The 18,384-nt window shown below is 68.6% G+C and carries 17 protein-coding genes and 1 pseudogene; 5 read left to right on the top strand and 13 right to left on the bottom strand.

Annotation, left to right across the window (positions count from 1 at the left end; translation table 11 throughout):
* Nucleotides 1-41: 41 nt before the first annotated feature.
* Nucleotides 42-1,190 carry an 8-amino-7-oxononanoate synthase gene (locus tag ACH4TV_RS41165; protein ID WP_398406488.1) on the bottom strand — a complete coding sequence of 383 codons (1,149 nt, stop codon included), beginning with the start codon at nucleotides 1,188-1,190 and terminating at the stop codon, nucleotides 42-44.
* Between the two features lie 447 nt (nucleotides 1,191-1,637).
* On the opposite strand from ACH4TV_RS41165, the gene ACH4TV_RS41160 reads away from it, so the two are divergent.
* Nucleotides 1,638-2,270, top strand: coding sequence for a glyoxalase (locus ACH4TV_RS41160; protein WP_189149814.1), 633 nt, complete (start codon nucleotides 1,638-1,640; stop codon nucleotides 2,268-2,270).
* Between the two features lie 451 nt (nucleotides 2,271-2,721).
* On the opposite strand, the pseudogene ACH4TV_RS41155 reads toward ACH4TV_RS41160, so the two are convergent.
* From ACH4TV_RS41155 to ACH4TV_RS41145, 3 genes and pseudogenes are all read right to left on the bottom strand, one after another.
* A pseudogene (locus tag ACH4TV_RS41155) lies at nucleotides 2,722-3,837 on the bottom strand (integrase core domain-containing protein).
* 177 nt (nucleotides 3,838-4,014) lie between these two features.
* Entirely contained in the window at nucleotides 4,015-4,671 is a 657-nt protein-coding gene (locus tag ACH4TV_RS41150) for a nucleotidyl transferase AbiEii/AbiGii toxin family protein (protein ID WP_398406487.1), read from the bottom strand.
* 11 nt (nucleotides 4,672-4,682) lie between these two features.
* The gene (locus ACH4TV_RS41145) at nucleotides 4,683-5,006 is read right to left on the bottom strand and encodes a hypothetical protein (RefSeq protein WP_398406486.1); all 324 of its coding nucleotides are present in this window, start codon (nucleotides 5,004-5,006) and stop codon (nucleotides 4,683-4,685) included.
* Nucleotides 5,007-5,015: 9 nt separating this feature from the next.
* Here ACH4TV_RS41145 and ACH4TV_RS41140 point away from each other — a divergent pair, with 9 nt between their 5' ends.
* On the top strand, nucleotides 5,016-5,216 hold the full coding sequence (locus ACH4TV_RS41140) for a hypothetical protein (protein WP_398406485.1): 201 nt from the start codon (nucleotides 5,016-5,018) through the stop codon (nucleotides 5,214-5,216).
* A 593-nt stretch (nucleotides 5,217-5,809) separates the two neighbouring features.
* Here the strand turns inward: ACH4TV_RS41140 and ACH4TV_RS41135 are convergent.
* On the bottom strand, nucleotides 5,810-6,727 hold the full coding sequence (locus ACH4TV_RS41135) for a hypothetical protein (protein WP_398406484.1): 918 nt from the start codon (nucleotides 6,725-6,727) through the stop codon (nucleotides 5,810-5,812).
* 178 nt (nucleotides 6,728-6,905) lie between these two features.
* Between ACH4TV_RS41135 and ACH4TV_RS41130 the strand changes: the two genes are divergently transcribed.
* Nucleotides 6,906-7,280 carry a hypothetical protein gene (locus ACH4TV_RS41130; RefSeq protein ID WP_398406483.1) on the top strand — a complete coding sequence of 125 codons (375 nt, stop codon included), beginning with the start codon at nucleotides 6,906-6,908 and terminating at the stop codon, nucleotides 7,278-7,280.
* Between the two features lie 341 nt (nucleotides 7,281-7,621).
* Here ACH4TV_RS41130 and ACH4TV_RS41125 read toward each other — a convergent pair whose 3' ends face one another.
* Entirely contained in the window at nucleotides 7,622-7,780 is a 159-nt protein-coding gene (locus ACH4TV_RS41125) for a hypothetical protein (RefSeq protein ID WP_398406482.1), read from the bottom strand.
* 859 nt (nucleotides 7,781-8,639) lie between these two features.
* Between ACH4TV_RS41125 and ACH4TV_RS41120 the strand changes: the two genes are divergently transcribed.
* The gene (locus tag ACH4TV_RS41120; RefSeq protein WP_398406481.1) at nucleotides 8,640-9,608 is read left to right on the top strand and encodes a DUF4231 domain-containing protein; all 969 of its coding nucleotides are present in this window, start codon (nucleotides 8,640-8,642) and stop codon (nucleotides 9,606-9,608) included.
* 572 nt (nucleotides 9,609-10,180) lie between these two features.
* Here ACH4TV_RS41120 and ACH4TV_RS41115 read toward each other — a convergent pair.
* Genes ACH4TV_RS41115 through ACH4TV_RS41090 form a run of 6 tightly spaced genes read right to left on the bottom strand, consistent with a single transcriptional unit; the run spans nucleotide 10,181 to nucleotide 15,738 of the window.
* On the bottom strand, nucleotides 10,181-11,143 hold the full coding sequence (locus ACH4TV_RS41115) for a sugar phosphate isomerase/epimerase family protein (protein WP_398406527.1): 963 nt from the start codon (nucleotides 11,141-11,143) through the stop codon (nucleotides 10,181-10,183).
* A gap of 50 nt (nucleotides 11,144-11,193) precedes the next feature.
* The gene (locus ACH4TV_RS41110; protein WP_398406480.1) at nucleotides 11,194-12,360 is read right to left on the bottom strand and encodes a Gfo/Idh/MocA family protein; all 1,167 of its coding nucleotides are present in this window, start codon (nucleotides 12,358-12,360) and stop codon (nucleotides 11,194-11,196) included.
* A complete protein-coding gene (locus tag ACH4TV_RS41105; RefSeq protein WP_398406479.1) occupies nucleotides 12,357-13,268 on the bottom strand; it encodes a sugar phosphate isomerase/epimerase family protein in 912 nt (303 codons plus the stop codon). Before ACH4TV_RS41105 ends, ACH4TV_RS41110 begins: the two co-directional genes overlap by 4 nt.
* 22 nt (nucleotides 13,269-13,290) lie before the next feature.
* A complete protein-coding gene (locus ACH4TV_RS41100; protein WP_398406478.1) occupies nucleotides 13,291-14,208 on the bottom strand; it encodes a TolB family protein in 918 nt (305 codons plus the stop codon).
* On the bottom strand, nucleotides 14,205-14,675 hold the full coding sequence (locus ACH4TV_RS41095; protein WP_398406477.1) for a heme-degrading domain-containing protein: 471 nt from the start codon (nucleotides 14,673-14,675) through the stop codon (nucleotides 14,205-14,207). Before ACH4TV_RS41095 ends, ACH4TV_RS41100 begins: the two co-directional genes overlap by 4 nt.
* 25 nt (nucleotides 14,676-14,700) lie before the next feature.
* Nucleotides 14,701-15,738 carry a Gfo/Idh/MocA family protein gene (locus ACH4TV_RS41090; protein WP_398406476.1) on the bottom strand — a complete coding sequence of 346 codons (1,038 nt, stop codon included), beginning with the start codon at nucleotides 15,736-15,738 and terminating at the stop codon, nucleotides 14,701-14,703.
* Nucleotides 15,739-15,876: 138 nt separating this feature from the next.
* Between ACH4TV_RS41090 and ACH4TV_RS41085 the strand changes: the two genes are divergently transcribed.
* Nucleotides 15,877-17,139 carry an MFS transporter gene (locus ACH4TV_RS41085; protein WP_398406475.1) on the top strand — a complete coding sequence of 421 codons (1,263 nt, stop codon included), beginning with the start codon at nucleotides 15,877-15,879 and terminating at the stop codon, nucleotides 17,137-17,139.
* 43 nt (nucleotides 17,140-17,182) lie between these two features.
* On the opposite strand, the gene ACH4TV_RS41080 is transcribed toward ACH4TV_RS41085, so the two are convergent.
* Nucleotides 17,183-18,235, bottom strand: coding sequence for a LacI family DNA-binding transcriptional regulator (locus ACH4TV_RS41080; RefSeq protein ID WP_398406474.1), 1,053 nt, complete (start codon nucleotides 18,233-18,235; stop codon nucleotides 17,183-17,185).
* Nucleotides 18,236-18,384 lie beyond the last annotated feature (149 nt).

Raw genomic sequence — 18,384 nt, 5'->3', positions numbered from 1 at the left:
GCACGGCCGTGGTCCGCCGACTCATGGCCGCGTGTCACTGATCAACGGTTTTCTCCGGTGATCCGCGGTCTGTTGTCGCCGATCACCCGCACCGCCCGTGCGATCTGCTCCTCGGACAGGTCCGCGCGGGCGGTCAGCCGCAGCCGGGACACTCCGTCGGGCACGGACGGCGGGCGGAAGCAGCCCACGCCCACTCCGGCGGCCCGGCAGTCGGCCGCCCACCGCACGGCCCCCTCCGGGGACGGCGCGCGCACGGAGACGACGGCCGCGTCCGGCCGTACCGCCGCCATGCCCTGTGCCGTCAGCCGGGTGTGCAGTTCGCGCGCCACCGCACGCGCCCGTGCGGCCCGTTCGGGCTCGCGGCGCAGCAGAGTGAGCGCCGCGAGGGCCGCGCCCGCCGCCGCCGGGGCGAGGCCGGTGTCGAAGATGAACGTACGGGCCGCGTTGACGAGGTGCTCGATCACCGGAGCCGGGCCCAGCACCGCACCGCCCTGACTTCCGAGCGACTTGGACAGCGTGACGGTCACGACCACGTCCGGCGAGCCCGCGAGCCCGGCCCCGTACGCGGACCCCCGCCCGCCGTCCCCCAGCACACCCAGTCCGTGCGCGTCGTCGAGGACCATCCCCGCACCGAACTCCCGGCAGGCAGCGGCCAGTTCACCCAGCGGAGCGGCGTCCCCATCCACCGAGAAGACCGTGTCGGACACGGCCACGGCGGGCCCGGTACGCGTACCGAGCGCCTTGCGGACGGCGTCCGGATCGACGTGCCCGACGACCTGGGTCGTCCCCCGGGCCAGCCGGCAGCCGTCGATCAGCGAGGCGTGGTTGCCCGCGTCGGAGACGACGAGGGAGCCGTGCGGCGCGAGCGCGGTCACCGCGGCGAGGTTGGCCGCGTAACCGGAGGAGAAGACGAGAGCCGCCTCGAAGCCGCAGAAGTCGGCCAGTTCCCGTTCGAGTTCCGCATGCAGCTCGGTGCTGCCGGTGACGAGCCGTGAACCGGTGGCGCCACCGCCCCAGCGTCGCGCGGCCCGGGCCGCGCCCTCGGTGACCTCCCGGTGACGGGCCAGGCCCAGGTAGTCGTTGCTCGCGAGGTCGAGGAGCGGGGAGTCGGCAGGACGCGGCCGCAGGGTCCGTACGAGTCCGGCACGCCGGCGTGCCTCGGCCTGCTCGTCGATCCAGCCGAACGCCATGGGTCGGTCCTCCGGGGCAGCACACGTTTGTAGGCAGTGGACAGACCCTAGCGAAGCCCTCCGCCACCCATGATGTGGCAATACCCACAGCGGGTTTTATCAAGCAAGGAAAAAGACCAGGTCAGAGGCCGCATGATGCCCTAGATCGAAGGTCGTTTCTCACAGTCTGTCGAGCAATGCTCAAGACCTAATAGCACTGCGGACGATGCCGAAAGCGCGTGACGCCAGCCAGAGCGTCCAGAGCGGTAACTCTCCGTGCTTGTTCGGTACGGGGAAGGCGCCAACTGACAGGGGCGCGAGCGCGCCGCACCAGCCCGGCTGCTCAACGCCGGCCACGGCTCGGGGCGGGGCGGCGGTCCGAAGGCCGCTCGGGCCCGGGGCCCCAGCGGGCCAGACCGAGCAGTTTTCGAGAAGTATCGGCGACTCGGCCGCCCTACCGTCGAGGACATGAACTCCATCGACTCCGTCACCCTTGAGGTGGCCGACACCACAGCCGCCGCCCGCTTCTACTCCACCGCATTCGGCCTGGTCCCGCCGCAAGTGCGCCTGCGTGCCTCCGAAGCCCCCACGACCGGCTTCCGCGGTTTCACCCTGTCGCTCGTGGTGTCCCAGCCGGGCAACGTCGACGCGCTTGTCGGCGCCGCCCTCGACGCCGGCGCCACCGCCCTCAAGCCCACCTCGAAGTCCCTGTGGGGCTATGGCGGAGTCGTTCAGTCCCCGGACGGCACGATCTGGAAGATCGCGACATCGGCGAGGAAGGACACGGGCCCGGTCACCCGGGACTTCGACGAGCTCGTGCTCCTGCTGGGCGTCGAGGATGTGAAGGCCACCAAGCAGTTCTACATCGAACAGGGTCTCACTGTGGGTAAGAGCTTCGGCGGCAAGTACGTCGAGTTCGCCACCGGGCCGGGCCCCGTCAAGTTGGCTCTGTACAAGCGCCGTGCCCTCGCCAAGGACGCGGGTGTCCCCGCCGTCGGCACCGGATCGCACCGGCTGGTGCTCTCCAGCGACGCCGACCCGTTCAGCGACCCGGACGGGTTCCTCTGGGAAACCACTACTCCCCTGACCGTCACCGCCTGACCCGAGTGACCTCCGATTACAGGACGGCACTTACAGAGGAGGCCCCCCTATGGCCTACGGCTGCATCGCATCGCCGAAGACCCGGACTGGTTCCCGCGCCGCCGACGGCCGGACGAAAAGGTTTTCACCACGGCGAGGCGGCCGACATCCTGCGGACCGCGCTATCTACAGAGCTGCGCGCACCGGATCCGACAGCACTCGTACATATCTGCGGGCCGGACAAATTCATAGCCCACGTCGCCAACCAGGCGGCCACGGCGGGCTGGCACGCCAACCAGCTCCACCTGGAACGCTGCACCCAGACCGCCCGCGAACCCGACCCCGTGACCAATAGCGACTTCCGCGTCCGCGTCACCGGCTTCAAGTCTCTTCCGCGATGCACGGCGGCCCGCGGTCAGGGCCTCGCCGCAGACGCGGACGTTGCGCTTGCCGAATACCTCCTCCATGCCGGTCAAGCGGCATGTTGATACTCGTGGAGGGTGCCGCCGAGTCGCGCTCGCCGTCGAATGTCCAGATGGGCGATCCGGTCCGGGTCCTCGACCGGAGCGGGCAGCGAGTGGAGAGGGCAGGCATTCGCAAGACCCTGGTGCGGCCGATGCTCGTCATAGAACGTCTCGAACTCGCATAGGGCGTGCAGGGCGTGCAGGAGATGGCGCTGGTTCCAGATCAACGTACGGTCCAGCAGCTCTCGCCTGCAGGTCTGCACCCACCGCTCCATGACCGAGTTCATGCGCGGCATCCGGACGCCGCTGAGCACCACCTCGATACCCGCGTCCTTGAGCACCTCGTCGAACGGCCGTGGGAACTTCCCGTCCCGATCCCTGATCAGACAGCGAGCCCGGCAGCCGGCGTCCTCGAGGTCCATGACGAGATTCTTCGCAGCCCGGACCACCCAGGACGCGATCGGGTGCGCGGTCGCGCCCAGGGTCCGGATCCGGCGGCTCGCGTGCTCGATCACGGCGAACACGTACAAGCGGGCCCCGGACAGAGCGCGGCCTCGAAGAAATCGCACGCCAGCAGGGCGTCGGCCTGGGAGCGCAGGAAGTCCACCCAAGCGCTCAAGGCCCGCTCGGGCGCCGGGTCGACGTCGGCCTCCTTCAAGATTTCCCAGACCGTGGATGCTGCCACCTTCACCCCGAGTACGAGCAGCTCACCGTGCAGGCGCCGACAGCCCCAAATAGCCCCAACTTGGATTTTCCCTGGCCAGGCGCAGCACCAGCGCCCGGATCGAGTACACGGTGCGGGGCCGGCCTCCGCGCTTCGGCCAGGACTGGGAAGCGTGTCGGCGGACGATGACGTTGCGGTGCCGGCGCAGTACCGTGTCCGGCCGCACCAGCAGCCGCATCCAGCGCAGCACTTCCCGTGGCAGACCATGGAGGAGCGACGCCAAAAACGCCCGGCCGCTCGCGTGGAACCAGACCTGCCGCCCGTTCAGCCGCCGTTCCAGAACGCCGATCCGGTGGCGCAGAACGAGGAGCTCGACATCATTCTCCCGGTCGCCCATCGGCAGCAGCCGCAGCATCGCGAACGCGTCCGTCACACCCAGGCACGCCAGTCTCAGCAGCACGACCGATCATCATCCCGCGCCAACCGGCGCCCCGCGACACCGGCGACTCGATCGGCCCCGGCCAACACCCACACCCGATCCCACCTGCGCGGATGAGGTATTCGGCAAGGGCAGGTCGACGCCATAGCCGCGAAGGAGCCGCGCCAGTTCACGCTCAGGTCAACACGACCGACCGGGTCATTTCTCGTCGAGCCGTTCATCGAGGATCTCGGCAGCCCAGGCGCGCAACCGTCGGCGCATGTCCTCCACCTGGCCGCCATTGATGCCGTATACCTCGTACTCCCGGTCCGGCCAACGGTCGACCGCCCGCAGCGCTTGGGCGAAGTAACGCGGATCGAACCCGGCATCGTGCTCCAACGCCAACTCCAGCAGTTGCCCACCCGAGTACCGTCCGGAGGCGAGCGCGGCATTCACGTCGAGGTAATCCCGTGGCGCGGCCCGTCCGAAGAGGGTGGTCACCTTGTTGGCCACGGCGTCATCGGCGTGCAGGACCGGACCGATCTCCAGCACGGCAGGCGGGTGAGACCTCCAGTCGCACCCGAGCTCCACCTTCGCCGTGCGCCCCTGTCCGTCAGCAACCGCGAACCGGGCGAACACCCCACCAGACTTCTCCACCTCAACGGTGAGGCCCGCCGCCCGGTAGGCCGCAGTCACCGCATCGACGGCCTCGGAGAAGGCCACCGGGTCAGCGATGTCCGTGAACAGGTCGACGTCATCCGACAGCCGTTCCAGGAACCCATGCGCCTGGACGGCGTACCCGCCGGCCAGAACGAAGCCGTATCCCGCGGCGGCTCCAAGACCGATACGGGCGAGTCGGGCGTGAAAGGGATCCATGCAGGCGGATACTACGCAGCCCTGCGGGCCAGTTGCGGGAATCGCCCTTCCCACATCAACCGCACTCGCGGCGGAAGCCACAGCCTCTGCCACACGGCCGAGAGCAGTACCGGGTCAAGGAACTTCCGCAGCTCCCCCACATGCATGGCCTCCCGGATGACCGTCTCATAGAGCATCCGCAGGTCCGCGTCGTCCGACAGGTCGTAGACACGCTTCGGTGTCCAGTCCAGCGCAGTCGGCAAAGCCACCACTCCGGCTGCCGGACCGGCAAGTTCCTCCAGCGTCTCCGGAACCGCGTAGGGCCGGATCTCCGCGTACCGCACCCGAGACTCCATACACTCAGTATGCCCCTGCACGAGAGCTGTCCGCCGGTCGCTGTGGTGTCCGCCCATGACGTCATCGACGCCCGTGTGGAGGGCACCCACCAGGAGCGCGCCCGCCACAGGCTCACCCCCTACCGATTGCACCAGCTGACAGCCCCGGTGCCGCGCCGGTCCCTGGACGTACGACGCGGAAAGCGGCGCTACCCGCTCGACCTGGACTGACTGCTGCCCGCCGAGGGGTTCGCCCCTGCGCCTGCCGAAAAACTCATCCGTCCTGGTCGGGGCTGGTGTAAGGGTGGTGTCGAGCGCGGGCGGTTGGGCGGGGCCCTGGGCGCCTGGTGAGTGCCCCGGCAGGATGATCTGCCGTGCTGCTTCGACTTGCCTATCTGGGTGTGGCGAACGTGTTCGCCCTGCTGCGCCTGCTGCTGACGAGCAACCACGGCAAGGACATCGAGATCCTCGCGCTGCGTCATCAGATCACCGTGCTGGAACGCCAACTCGGCCGGGAACGGGTGCGGTTCGCCCCGAGCGACCGGGGGTTCCTGACCGCGCTACTGCACCGGCTCACACGCGGTGTGCTGCGCCGGGCACGGCTGCTGGTGCGCCCGGACACTGTGCTGCGCTGGCACCGTGACCTGGTCTCGCGCCGCCACGCGGCCCGTTCCCGGCCCAAGCGTGCGGGTCGGCCGCGTACCATGCGCTCGATCCAAGTTCTCGGCCGAGGCGTCGCCGTCCTCGACCAGGTCGACCTGCTCCAGCTCGGTGCTCATCTCCCTCCCCACGGCTGTCTCTGGCCGTCCTGGCCCTGCCAGTCCTCAAGGGGAAGGGCGTACACCGCAGGCGAAGCAGAAGGTGACGGGGTGGTCCGGTGCCGCTGCGGTGACAACGCCGGGCACGGCCGCCTCCTCGCCGCAGCATGGACAGGGATCGATGGGGGGCTGTGCGGGCTGCGAGAACGGGCCGTCCGTCGGTGTGATCCGCCAGGGAACGTCGAGGAACTTGACGACGTAGTCGAATGCGTACAGCTTGGGATCCGCGGCCCACGGGCAGAACAGACACTTGGCCAGTTCCCCGCCCGTCACCAGGGCCCACTGGCGGCAGTTCGGGCACTGCACCGTCCGGTCCCGCAGCGGCCCGAGCTCGTCCTTCAGCCGCTCCATTCGCTGATCGACGAAGGATCGGATGTACGTGAGGCCGGAGCGAATGAGCTCCACATCGTCCTCGAAGCGTTCGCGCGCCTCGGGAGGTAGCTCTGGCAGTAGGTGTTCGTCCAGGAAGCGGATCAGGAAGTCGAGGACCGCGACCGTACGGGTCTCGATCGTGCCTTCCGAGTCGGTCGGACCATAGTACTGGAGAGCATTGCGCGACTTGGCCAGGGAGACGATCTCCGCCTCGTCCCCGGGCGGGATGGGTAGCCCAACGACGGTGCGGAGCCGTAGCAGGGTCTCCTGAGGCGAGCAGCTGACGAAGTCGCCCTCGTCGAACATCTGACGGGTGACCCTCTTCTTAGGGGTCTTCCGGGTCAGATCCAGGTCCTGCAAGACGAGCGTCCAGTGCTCAAGGTAGAGCCGGTACTTCAGCAACACCTCGGTGGCAGCCTGGAGATGGAGCACTGCGTACTTCAGGTTGCGGGGGCTCACCCCGCCCTTGCCTTGGGCCATGAGCTCGACCACGCTCTTGAGGTAATCGAGCCCGTTCTCCACGGGCGGGAAGTCGACACGGACAGCGGTCACGCGCTCGCCGCCTCCCTCGTCTCACGGGCCGCGCGCGCCCTCTCCACGCCCGCTTCATGTCCTTCTCGGACTGGGCGTCGGTGTAGGTGACCCGGCACCAGCGGGTCGTGTCGTGGCCTGGGTGGCGGCGCCAGGGGTTCGTCATCCGCACCAGCAAATTCCAGGCGCGCCTCAGGTCGTGCCGCAGATCGAGTTCGCCGTGGAGATCGGCCTGCTCAGGGTCAGCGAGCCACTCCAGGGCGATCCGGGCATCGACCACGAGGTCCTGGACGCCCCACTCGACCGCGCCGGCCATCCGGTGCTCGGTGGTGCCGGGCTCGTGCGCGGTGAGCTGTTCGGCGGTGCGGGTGGTGAGGAAGGCCTCGATCGCGTCGATGTCCTTGCTCGCGATGTCCACCGTATAGCGCAACTGTTGAGGGTCGGACACTTTCAAGGGGCTGTCCTCTCGGTACGGGCGGCCGGAGTAACCCCTCGGCATGTCCGGTTTATCGCCTCGGATATGGCCCGCGAATTCGGATACATCGACGCCGAGGAGGACCAGTTGTACGGGTGACCGCGTTCAGCCCTCCGCTGCGTCCCGCGTGCACACCGCCGGTCACCAGCACCTGGCCATGCAGGGGCGGCGCGCCGCTGGTCGGCAGGAGCAGTCGGTCGAGGAAGTGGACAAGGACCTGCACGCTGTGCCCGAACACTGTCCTGCCCGACGTTGCCCGACGCCGCGTACCCTCCGTCGCGGCCCATCGGCGCCAGATCCGGCCTTCGAGCAGAGGGCACGCCGCGAAAACGTCGCGGCCACGGACGACGGCCTCGATCTCCTGCCTGAACGCGTCCGGAGATCCGCGCGGCCGGTGAAGTTCCCGTGCTCATCGACGAGATCGTCGATCCGGATCCAGGTCAGTTCCTTCCGTCCGTCCGCCACCGTGGTGGCGACATGGTCCAGAGAGCCGGGTAGGAGGGCGCCAACGCCGCGTGCAACTGCTGGGGATCAACGAGCCGGTAGCGCACCGACCACAGCGAGACATCCTCGACCGCGACACCGTCCTCGACGGCCACCAGCGAAAGGATCAACGCGAGGACATCCCGCTCCCTCCCGTCCAGCGCATGCTGCTCCAGAGCCCGCGCACACGCCGCTTCCCAGTACGGTACAAGGCTGTTCGGCGGCCGAGATGCTATCCAGCAGGCAACTGTCCATCCTCAGAGCCGTGATGAACCTGCGACACCACGGCATCCGGGGACGTACCCCAGTGGCCACTGCGCCCCGCCGCCGGGCGGGCGGAGCCCCTATCCACTGGCTGCGCCGATGCGGCTGAGCGCCTCGGCTGGCGAGTGAGCGGGGGGTTGGTGATTTGTGTGGTGGAGGGCGCATCGGTTTCGCCCAATCCGGGAACACCCTGTATGGCTCCCCGGTACCGTCCCTGAGAGCAACACTCGTGCCGAAGGTCGGGTTCGCCCATGGCGCTGCGCGCTTTTTCTCGGGGGAGGGGCTACGCCATGACGTGGTGGCAGGCATGCCTGTGGGGTGGGTTAGGCGCCGGGCTGGTCGAAGCCTCAGAGATGTGGAATCTGTATCGCGCACAAGGTCGTTTCCCATGGGTCAAGGACGAAATACCGCAAGTCAAGCCATATCTTACTGCGGTCTTCCTGCGATTTTTCATGGCGTTTGGAGTAACCGCCATGTACAGCGTAGGCGGCCAAGTAGCTGGCCCTTTTGTTGCTGTCACTCTCGGCATGACTGCCCCCATCATTATCCAGCAGCTGTTTGGGTCACCACCCCCGGAACAACCCTCTATCGCCCCCGATGGAGCAGTTACCGATACCCCCAGACATAACACAGCACCTGCCCCCGAACAAAACCCGGCAGAGCAATCAGCTCAGCAACCACCCCCACCCGCAGACCCCGGGAGGAGCCACGATGACCGGTAACTCCGCCAACTCCAGGCAAGACTTTTGGCCCTGGGTGCGCGCTGCCCTCGCCTTCTCTCCGATCGATGATCGCGTATTGCGTGACACCGATCTCCCCTTGACCTATCGTGTCAACGATTATCAAGCAATGGTGCGACAGGGGAATTCTTGGCGGGAAAAGCGCACTTACCTGCTGATCCTGCTGCTGGCCGCTGCGATGGTCGAGGTTTCCCGACGGACGGGCAGTGGTGTTCCGGCAGCACTTGCGGCAGTGCTCTATGGCCTGGCGATCGCCATTGGCATGCGCACATTCCGCTGGCGGGCCGGCGCCTCCGGGGAAACCCATCGAGCCGTCGCCGAGACCCTCAAGTCTATGGCCTGGCTTTACATGGTGCACGGTGGACCTTTCCACTCCCGCGCCACCGACCCTGACGCACTATTCGCGGAGCGGCTCGAAGCGTCCCTCCTTAAACTCAAACGAGTGGGATTGAGCGACCAGAATTATACCCCCACTTCCTTTGCCACTGCCCAAATCACCCCGGCTATGCGCACGGTACGATCCAAATCTTTTGAGACCCGCCGGGAAATCTATCTGCGGGATCGACTGCTGGAACAATCAGCGTGGTACAAGAATTCCGCAGCCCGAGCGCACACGGCTTTCGTGCGCTGGTCCGTCGTGACGACCATTCTGACCCTTCTTTCTCTGCTCGCGGCGGTGCTTCAGGCCGTGGGGCTGGCGGACAGCTGGAGCCTCGCCGGGCTGTTTTCTGCATCCATAGCCGCAGCGGTGGCCTGGCAGGAATTGCGGCAGCATGGGCCGCGCGCTTACGCCTTTGGGCTCATCGTGCAGGAGCTGGAGATGTTGCGCGTTGTCCTGGCCAACACAGTGACGGAGGAGGGCTGGGCCGACGCCGTCGCCGACGCGGAGCAGCTGGTGTCCCCCCAGTACGCCGATCTGCTGATGCGCGTCGGCGCCTGACACGTGGCGGTCCTTGACGTGATGAGGATGGCGATGGCTTGCCTGGCCGTGCCGCTCTCCCGCGGTGCTTCGTCCGTCTCTTCGACGGGCGTGGGTCGCAGGGGACGATGCCGGGCAGCCGCCCGGCGTAGCGGGCCAGTCGGGAGCAGGGGTCAGTCGCCAAGCTCTGCAGCAGCGCCCACTCACCCTCTCGCAGCTGGCGCGTTGCCCGATGGCGACCCGAGCTGGAGTGCCGTCGTTCGGGGAGGGCCGGTGGAGGACGCCGTCGTCGATGGCGAAGCGGTTGGCCGCAGCCTCGGAACCTGGGATCCGGTGCGGCCGGCGCCCGGATGCGATCGAGGCGATCTGATTGCTGTTCCAGGTGCTGCCGCCGACGGTTGTCCGCCCGCCTGGCTGACGGACTTGCAGTGCACGCGCTCGGAGAGCCTGTTGGCCGCGCTTGTGCACGGGTGCGTTCTGGGACGGCCAGGCAATGCTCTTTGGGGAGGGCGAGCGGAGGTGAACCGACCGGTCAACGATCGCGACCGCAGCAGTCCGCGATGCCGCGACCCGCAGCGAGTGGGCCCCGCCTCCTACTGGTTGCTGAAGGCGGCGTCGAAGGACGCCTCGGGGAGCTTCCACAGCAGGGAGCGGATGTAACGCACGGCCTCGGCCGCGCCGTGCAGGCGGTCAATGCCGGCGTCTTCCCATTCGATGGAGATGGGGCCGTCGTAGCCGATCGACGCGAGCGCCCGGAAGGCGTCCTCCCAGGGGATGTCGCCGTGTCCGGTCGAGACGAAGTCCCAGCCGCGGCGCGGGTCGCCCCACGGCAGATGGGAGCCGAGGATGCCCTGGCGGCCGCTGGCTTTGCGGATGCGGGTGTCCTTGCAGTCCACGTGGTAGATGCGGTCGGAGAAGTCGGTGATGAACGACACAACGTCGATGCCCTGCCAGGCCATGTGTGAGGGGTCCCAGTTGAACCCGAAGGCCGCGCGGCGGTCGATGGCCTCCAGGGTGCGCACGCTGGTCCAGTAGTCGTACGCGATCTCGCTGGGGTGCACTTCGTGGGCGAAGCGCACGCCCTCGGAGTCGAAGACGTCGAGGATGGGGTTCCACCGGTTCGCGAAGTCCTCGTAGCCGCGGTCGATGACCTCGCCGGGCACGGGCGGGAACATGGCGACGTAGGGCCAGATCGACGATCCGGTGAAGCCGACGACGACGTCGACACCGAGCTTGCGGGCCACGCGGGCGGCCCGCTTCATGTCCTCGGCGGCGCGCTGCCGTACGCCCTCGGCGTCGCCGTCGCCCCATACATGGTCGCGCAGGATCGCCTGGTGGCGGAAGTCGATGGGGTCGTCGCACACGGCCTGGCCGGTCAGGTGGTTGGAGATGGCCCACACCTTCAGCCCGTGGCGGTCGAGGATGTCGAGCCGGGACTGCACGTAGGCGTCGTCCTCGTCGGCGCGGGCGAGATCCAGGTGGTCACCGCTCGCGGCGATCTCCAGGCCGTCGTAACCCCACTCGGCGGCGCGGCGTGCCAGCTCCTCGAAGGGCATGTCGGCCCACTGGCCGGTGAAGAGGGTGACCGGGTGACGGGACTGCTCTGTCACGACTTCTCCGTTTCGTCGGTGAGCGCTGTGTCAGCGGCACCGATCTCGGTCCAGTCACCGGTGGCGGCGCTGTGCAAAAGTGCGTCGATGATCTCAAGGGATCGCAGGCCGTCGTCGACCGTGGGAAGTCCGGTGCGCCGTTCGCCCTTGACGGCAGCGTAGGTGTCGGCGCAGAACGCCGCGAACGCGTCGGGCCAGCCCTGCGGGTGGCCGGGTGGCACGCGGTTGAGTCGTCCCTGGTCGCCTGCGACCTCGCCTTCGCCACGACGGACGACCGTCGCACCACGCTCGGTTCCGAACCAGACCGACTCGGGCTGCTCCTGGTCGAACACGGCCGATCCGAGCGAACCGTCGAGCTCCAGCCACAGCCGGTTCTTGCGGCCGGCGGAGACCTGCGAGATCACGGAGTTCGCGAGCATGCCCCGTTCGGTGCGGAACGTCGCGACCGCGATGTCCTCGGTCTCGACGGGCACGCGCACTCCGTGCGCGTGCCCGTCGAAGGAGGTGCCGGAGGCGACGGGTCGCGTGGGATAGGCGATGGAGGTGCTGGCGGTCACGGCGGTGAACCGCTCACCGGAGACGAACTCGGCCAGATCCGCCCAGTGCGATCCGATGTCCGCGAAGGCGCGCGAGGCGCCGCCGGTCCGGGGGTCGACCCGCCAGGTCGACGCGTCGGGGGAAACGAGCCAGTCCTGAAGGTAGGAACCGTGCACGAGCAGCAGCTCGCCCAGAGCGCCCGACTCGCGACGGCTGCGGATCTCCCGCACCAGGGGGTGATAGCGGTACACGTACGGCACCGTCGCGACCGTTCCGGCATCGTGGACGGCGGCCGCCAGCTCGCGCGCTTCGGTCAGGCTGGTGGCGATCGGCTTCTCGACGACCATGTGGAGCCCGGCCTCGACGACGGCGTGCGCGTAGGCGATGTGGGTGTTGTTGGGCGTGCAGATGTGCACGACGTCCGGCCGTGCCTCCAGCAGCTCGGGCAGGCTCGGGTAACCGGTTGCGACACCCCACCGCTCCGCGGCCTCCAGGGACCGCTCAGGGAGGGAGCCCAGCACGCCGACGACCGCGGCACCGGCGTCCCGGGCCGCGCGCAGATGTGCCGCCGCGATCATGCCGGTCCCGATGATCGCCACCCGGAGCGATCCCGGTCGAGGGCTCATTCGACACCTCCGGCCATGGCCGTGAAGTGGGGGTGCTGTCGCAGGAACGCCAGCGATGCGGCGCTGCTCTGTGCGGGGGTGCCGATGTTCGGCACGTCCACCTCGATGACGTACCAACCGTCGAAGGTGCCGGGGAGCGCGGCAAGGACGGCGTCGAAGTCGATCGCGCCGCGGCCGGGCTCCGTCCACACCTTCGAGTGGCCGGTCGCCGTCAAGTAGTCCTCGCGGCGCTGCCGTGCGGTGTCCGCCGCCTCGGCGTCGACGTCCTTCAGGTGGACGTTCAGCACCCGGTCCGCGTAGTCCGCGACGAGCTTCTCGGGTACGGCGCCGGCCCAGCGCAGATGGCCGGTGTCGGGGCCGAACCACAGCGCGCTGCCCGCGGTGGAATCCAGCACCGCACGCACCTCTTGCTCGATCTCGACGGCGGAGCCGACATGGGGGTGCAGCCCGTAGCGCACGCCCTCTGCGGCGGCCGCTTCGGCCGCGGCGGCGAGGCCTTCGGCCACGACCAGCGTCCGGTCCGCGTCGTGTCCCGTACCGACGGCGGGTCGTGCCATGCGCTCGGGCAGCAGGTCGGCGGCGATGAACGCGCTGTCGACGCCGAGCTCGAGGTGCGCCTGTGCGTGACGTTTGATCGCTTCGACGGCCTCGTGGTGACGCTCGCGTTCGTGGAAAGGGGCGCAGAAGTACCCAGGCGCCGCCGCGAGCGAATGGTCGGCCAGGAGCGTGCCGTAGTCGGCGGGGCTCATCTCCGGGGGCAGCTCGATGGTGAAGTGCGTGAAGCCGATGGCGGACAGCGCGGTCATGGCTTCGTCCAGGACGGCCCGGTCGAGTCGGTATCCGCCGTCGCTCAGGATCCAGGGCAGCGGATTGATCGCCGTACGGCGCGTGAGGGGCGGAGAGGTCATGGGGTCGGAGTCCCTTTCTTGATCACTGGCCGCCGGGGGTGTTCTGCGGGTCGAAGGGGTAGTCGACGAACGCGAACGCCGACGCGTCCGGGGCCCAGCTGGGCACGTTGATCGTGCCCTGGCCGCCGTCGAGTGCGACGAGCGTGATGGGTTTCTGCCAGGCGTCGACCGGCACGAGACGCAGCTCCACGGGCAGGTCGGCGGGGTGGCCGGTCGTGCCGGGCGGATAGCTGAGGTAGACGGCGACGTCTCCGGTCGGGGCGATGTGCGGGAACCAGTTCACGCGCTCGTCGAAGGTGAGCTGCTCCAGCTCGGTCCCGTCGGCCCTGACGCGGGCGAGCTGGGCGTGGCCGGGCTGCTGGGAGAACTGTTCGGTGTTGAAGTGGATCCAGGCTCCGTCGGGCGTCCACTCGCAGCCGTCCGCCGGTCCGGGATCGGTGGTGACGGCGACGTCGTCGCGCCCATCGACGCCGACGGTGTGGATGGTGGCCGACGCCCACCAGTTGTCGCCCTCGGGTTCCAGACGTACGTATCCGAGGCGGCGTCCGTCGGGGCTGACGCCGTGCAGGAAGTGCATCCCGCCGTCCTCGGCGGTGATCCTGCGGGCGGCGCCGCCGACGAGGGGCACCTCCCAGATGTGCCAGTCGTTCGCCGAGGCGAACACCGTGGTGCCGTCGGGAGACAGGACGTGGTCGTTGTTGACGTCGGGCAGCCCCTGGGCCGGCACCGCCCGGGGCGCTGCCGATCCGTCGGTGGGGAGGGTCCACAGAAGTCCGTCGCCGTTGACGAGCAGGCGTCCGTCGGGTGTCCAGTTGGGTGCCTCGTACAGGCGGTCGTGCGACTCGTACACGGTGCGGACGGCCCCCGTCGCACGGTCCCAGACCCGGATACGGGCACGCTGACCGCTCCGCAGCCGTCGTGGCAGAACCTGCTCGCTCATGCGCTGTCTCCGTGGGCCAGGTGGGCGCGGATGCCTTCGACGATGAGGTCGTGATCCTCCTGCGAGGACAGACCGGAGGCGGTGGCGGCCGCGACGACACCGACATCCCGGACCCGGATGGGGAACGAGCCTCCCGTGACCGCGTAGTCCGCGCCCAGCCATCCGATCGCAGCGGGGTCGACCCCCGCCGCGGACAGCCTGGCGTCCACCAGCGCGCTGCTGGCCTCCATGCGCAGCACGACTGCGGCTTTCCGGGTGATCCACGTGTCCTGATCGGGCGTGATGCCCGGGAGGGCGGCGCGGAACAGGATCAGGCCGGGCCGCCGGATGTCGATGCCGACCGCATGGCCGGCCTTCTTCGCGATCGCGGTGATGCCCGAGCCCAGTCGCCAGGCATCAGCGTGGTCGAACGACTCGAAGACCAGCTCCTTCTCCTGACCTTCCAGTGTGGTGATGAGATCCGTCATGGAGTCCCTCCTCCGGGTGCGCAGGTCAGGACGCGGCGATCTGGGCTCGTGCCTCGTCGATGGTGGCGAGGATCGAGATGGTCTCGTCGAGCGTGTGGACGGGTGACTCGGTGCGGCCCTCGCCGACGAAGCGCGCCAGTGCCGTGGCCTCCCACGAGAGCCCGTCGAACAGCTTGAGGCCCGTCGGGTCGCTCCAGGTGAGCTCCTGGCCGAAGGGATCGCCTGCCGGGGAGAGGGTGAAGGAGGTCGGCGCGTAGAAAATGCCGTCGATGCTGAGCGTCGCCTCGCTTCCGGCGATCACGGCGGTCATCGGGGTGCGGGCCAGGATCGAGGTGTGGAGCGTCGACTGCGCGTCGCGTTCGTGGGTGAGTACCAGGGTCGAGTGGGCGTCGACGCCCGTCTTGGTCATGCCGCCGACGGCGGTCACCCGGGTGGGGGCCCCGAGCACCATCGAGGCGAACTGCACCGGATAGATGCCCAGGTCCAGCAGCGCTCCGCCACCGAGTTCGGGTCGGTAGAGGCGGTGCTCAGGGTCCGCCGTGATCGCCTGTCCGTGATCGGCGAGGACGGTACGGATCTCCCCGAGCGCGCCGTCGGCGAGAAGCCGGCGGATGACCGAGGTATGCGGCAGATAGCGGCTCCACATCGCCTCCATCACCAGCACCCCGGCGGCCCGCGCCGCGTCGGCGAGGGTCCTCGCCTCGGCCGCGCTCACAGTGAAGGGCTTCTCGATCAGCACATGCTTGCCTGCCGCGATCGCCGCCAGGCCGACGGTGAGGTGCTCGCTCTGCGGGGTCGCGACGTAGACCACGTCGACATCGGGATGGGTCACGAGCTGTTCCGTGGATCCCAGGGCGAGGCCGATGCCGTGGGTGGCGGCGAACGCTGACGCGCGGTCGAGGGAGCGGGAGGCGACCGCCACGATCTGTTGAGCGGTGTGGTCGCGCACGGCCTTCGCGAACTCGCCGGCGATCCAGCCGGGGCCGACGATGCCCCAGCGAAGCGAAGGCTCTCCGGTGCCAGGCAGATAGAGGTGGGGCTCCGGCAGACGGGACGGCAGCATGTCACGCTCCTCGACGTCGCTATAGGCAAACCATTTGGCACGAGCTAAAGTCGGCCGAACGCCAGGTTAGCACGAGCTAAATCGCCTCATCGGTGAGCGCTCCGCCGGGCGTTCGGCATACGACTCAAGGAGGCGTCGATGGCGACGAGAACTCCCGCACCCCCCGTCACGAACCCGATCCCCATCCGATCCGCCAGTAACTGGTACATCGCCGCGATCGGACTCGCCCAGTTCGGGATCTTCGTGGCGATCCTCGCGCCCGTCATCGTGAGCATGCAGCTCAAGGCCCAGGAGCTGAACCCCGGCAATCCGGCGTCCGTCGTCGCGGTGGCCCTGTCGATCGGCTCCATCGGAGCGATCCTCGGCAATCCGCTGTTCGGGGCACTCAGCGACCGGACCCGGACGCGATGGGGGCGACGGCGGCCCTGGCTGCTGGGCGGCATCGTGTTCCTGCTCGTCGGCCTCGCCGCGGTGGCCCTCTCGACGAACGTGCTGACACTGACGCTGTCGTGGCTGCTGTGTCAGCTCGCGTCCAACGCGGCGTTCGCCGCGCTCATGGCCAGCTTCGCCGACAACGTGCCCGAGTCGCAGCGCGGACGGGCATCCAGCGTCCTCGGCCTCGCCCAGAACATCGCGATCCTGGCGGGCATCTACGCGGCCGCGCTCCTCGTCGCGAACCTGCCGCTGCTGTTCATCGTGCCCGGTGTCGTCGGTGTCGCCTGCGTGGTCGTCTACGTGCTGGTCACCCCCGACCGCATCCCGGAGACCCCCATGGAGTCCTTCTCCATGATGGCCATCGTCCGCGCGTTCTGGACCAACCCCGTGAAGCACCCGGACTTCGGTCTGGCCTGGGCGTCGCGGTTCATGATCGTCCTCGCGATGTTCCTGTTCACGACCTTCCGGCTCTTCTACATGCAGGACCACCTCGGGCTCACCGAGGAGCGGGCGGTCTCAGCCGTCGCGACCGGCGTGCTCCTCTACACCATCGCCCTGATGGCGAGCGCCGCACTGTCCGGCTGGCTGTCCGACAGGCTCGCCCGCCGCAAGATCTTCGTCGCCGGTTCGACGCTGCTCTTCGGCATCGGGCTCGTCGTACTGGTCTACGCCGACACCGTGGCCCACTTCTACATCGCCGAGATCGTCATGGGCCTGGCCTACGGCGTGTACACCGCGGTCGACAACGCTCTCGTGATCGATGTGCTGCCCGATCCGGGGAAGCCGGGCAAGGACCTCGGCGTCCTGAACATCGCCAACTCGCTGCCGCAGTCCTTCGCGCCCGCGCTCGGCGCTCTCCTCCTCGGCCTCGGCGGCGGAGACAACTACCCGGCACTGCTCTGGTGCGCGGGCATCGTCGCCCTGATCGGCGCCGCCGTCATCATCCCCATCCGTGGGGTGCGTTGAGCCCTCGCGGCCTACGGAACCGGGGCGGGACAGCAGGAACCCGTCACGCCCCGGTCTGCGCCGGCCCCGTCGACTCGCGCACCACGAGTGTCGTCGCCGTGGCGACGACACGGCGCGGACCGTCGTCTCCATCAAGCCGCTCAAGTACCGATCCCAACGTCGCCTCGACCGTCGCCTCGACGTCCTGCCGCACCGACGTCAACCGGTGATACGACAACGACGAGAGGTAGCTGTCGTCGAATCCGACGACGGAGACGTCCTCAGGTACCCGGATCCCCGACCGCGCGAACACCGCCATCACGCCCGCCGCGCACTGATCCCCGCAGCACACCACGGCCGTCGGACGCCGAGTACGCGCGACGATCTCCCTCGCGGCCGCGGCGCCGCCCTCTTCCCAGAAGTCGCTGGACAGCACCTCGGCCTGATCGGACAACCCGAACGTGGTCATCGCGGCGCGATAGGCGTCGGCACGGTCCCGCCCCACGCGCCCGCCGAGCCCGCCGACGTAGACGATGTCACGGTGCCCCAGGCCGACCAGATGCCCGACCGCGAGACGAAGCCCCTCGACCTCGTCGACGTGGACGTTGTCGACCTCGGGCGCCTGCACCCAGTCGCCCAGCCAGACGACAGGAACGAGATCGCACGCCTCGGCGAGCGCGGCCGATCCTGGGGCGGGGTTGAACGCGACCAGGGCTTCGACGCGCTCCTCCATCAGCTCGGCGACGACGGCATCCGTAGACCTCTCGACCGTCACGGGGCCGAGCACCAACCCGAATCCCTTCTCCGCCGCCCGAACGAAGAGTCTCTCCACGAAGCGCACCTGGAAGGGGTTGCGCATCTCGAACATCATCCCGATCAGACGGGTGCGATTCTGACGCAGCAGGCGCGCGGAGGCGTTCGGCCGGTACCCGAGCTCACCCGCGGCGGCGAGGATCCGCTCCCTCGACTCCGCACTCGGCCCCGGTACACCTCTCATCACCAGCGAGACAAGCTGACGAGACACACCGAGATGGGCGGCGATGTCCTGCATCGTCGGCAGTCGACCGGAGCCCTTGCCCCTCCTGGGGATCCGCGAGCCCTCCACGCCGGTCGTCATGCGTGCCAGTCTCGCATGTGGGGGGCGGCGGTCGCGGAGAACGGGCGACCATGGCCCACCTGCTCAACCGCTACCACCTCACCGCCGCTGACGGCTACCCCGGCCGCCTGACCGCACAAGCGGGATAATAGAGAAATATGCCGCGCCAG

This window comes from Streptomyces sp. NPDC020898, assembly GCF_044333925.1.
Taxonomy (GTDB): Bacteria; Actinomycetota; Actinomycetes; order Streptomycetales; family Streptomycetaceae; genus Streptomyces.
The sequence above is the reverse complement of the archived record's forward strand: the minus strand, read 5'-3'. Positions and strand labels throughout refer to the sequence as shown.

Excerpts from the sequence above, each read along its gene's own strand:
- ACH4TV_RS41165 (WP_398406488.1), bottom strand. The coding sequence starts at position 1,190 with ATGGCGTTCGGCTGGATCGACGAGCAGGCCGAGGCACGCCGGCGTGCC.
- ACH4TV_RS41090 (WP_398406476.1), bottom strand. The coding sequence starts at position 15,738 with ATGCTGCCGTCCCGTCTGCCGGAGCCCCACCTCTATCTGCCTGGCACC.
- ACH4TV_RS41080 (WP_398406474.1), bottom strand. The coding sequence starts at position 18,235 with ATGACGACCGGCGTGGAGGGCTCGCGGATCCCCAGGAGGGGCAAGGGC.
- ACH4TV_RS41150 (WP_398406487.1), bottom strand. The coding sequence starts at position 4,671 with ATGGATCCCTTTCACGCCCGACTCGCCCGTATCGGTCTTGGAGCCGCC.
- ACH4TV_RS41095 (WP_398406477.1), bottom strand. The coding sequence starts at position 14,675 with ATGACGGATCTCATCACCACACTGGAAGGTCAGGAGAAGGAGCTGGTC.
- ACH4TV_RS41160 (WP_189149814.1), top strand. The coding sequence starts at position 1,638 with ATGAACTCCATCGACTCCGTCACCCTTGAGGTGGCCGACACCACAGCC.
- ACH4TV_RS41140 (WP_398406485.1), top strand. The coding sequence starts at position 5,016 with ATGCCCCTGCACGAGAGCTGTCCGCCGGTCGCTGTGGTGTCCGCCCAT.
- ACH4TV_RS41145 (WP_398406486.1), bottom strand. The coding sequence starts at position 5,006 with ATGGAGTCTCGGGTGCGGTACGCGGAGATCCGGCCCTACGCGGTTCCG.
- ACH4TV_RS41110 (WP_398406480.1), bottom strand. The coding sequence starts at position 12,360 with ATGAGCCCTCGACCGGGATCGCTCCGGGTGGCGATCATCGGGACCGGC.
- ACH4TV_RS41100 (WP_398406478.1), bottom strand. The coding sequence starts at position 14,208 with ATGAGCGAGCAGGTTCTGCCACGACGGCTGCGGAGCGGTCAGCGTGCC.
- ACH4TV_RS41115 (WP_398406527.1), bottom strand. The coding sequence starts at position 11,143 with ATGCCCTTCGAGGAGCTGGCACGCCGCGCCGCCGAGTGGGGTTACGAC.
- ACH4TV_RS41105 (WP_398406479.1), bottom strand. The coding sequence starts at position 13,268 with ATGACCTCTCCGCCCCTCACGCGCCGTACGGCGATCAATCCGCTGCCC.
- ACH4TV_RS41120 (WP_398406481.1), top strand. The coding sequence starts at position 8,640 with ATGACCGGTAACTCCGCCAACTCCAGGCAAGACTTTTGGCCCTGGGTG.
- ACH4TV_RS41085 (WP_398406475.1), top strand. The coding sequence starts at position 15,877 with ATGGCGACGAGAACTCCCGCACCCCCCGTCACGAACCCGATCCCCATC.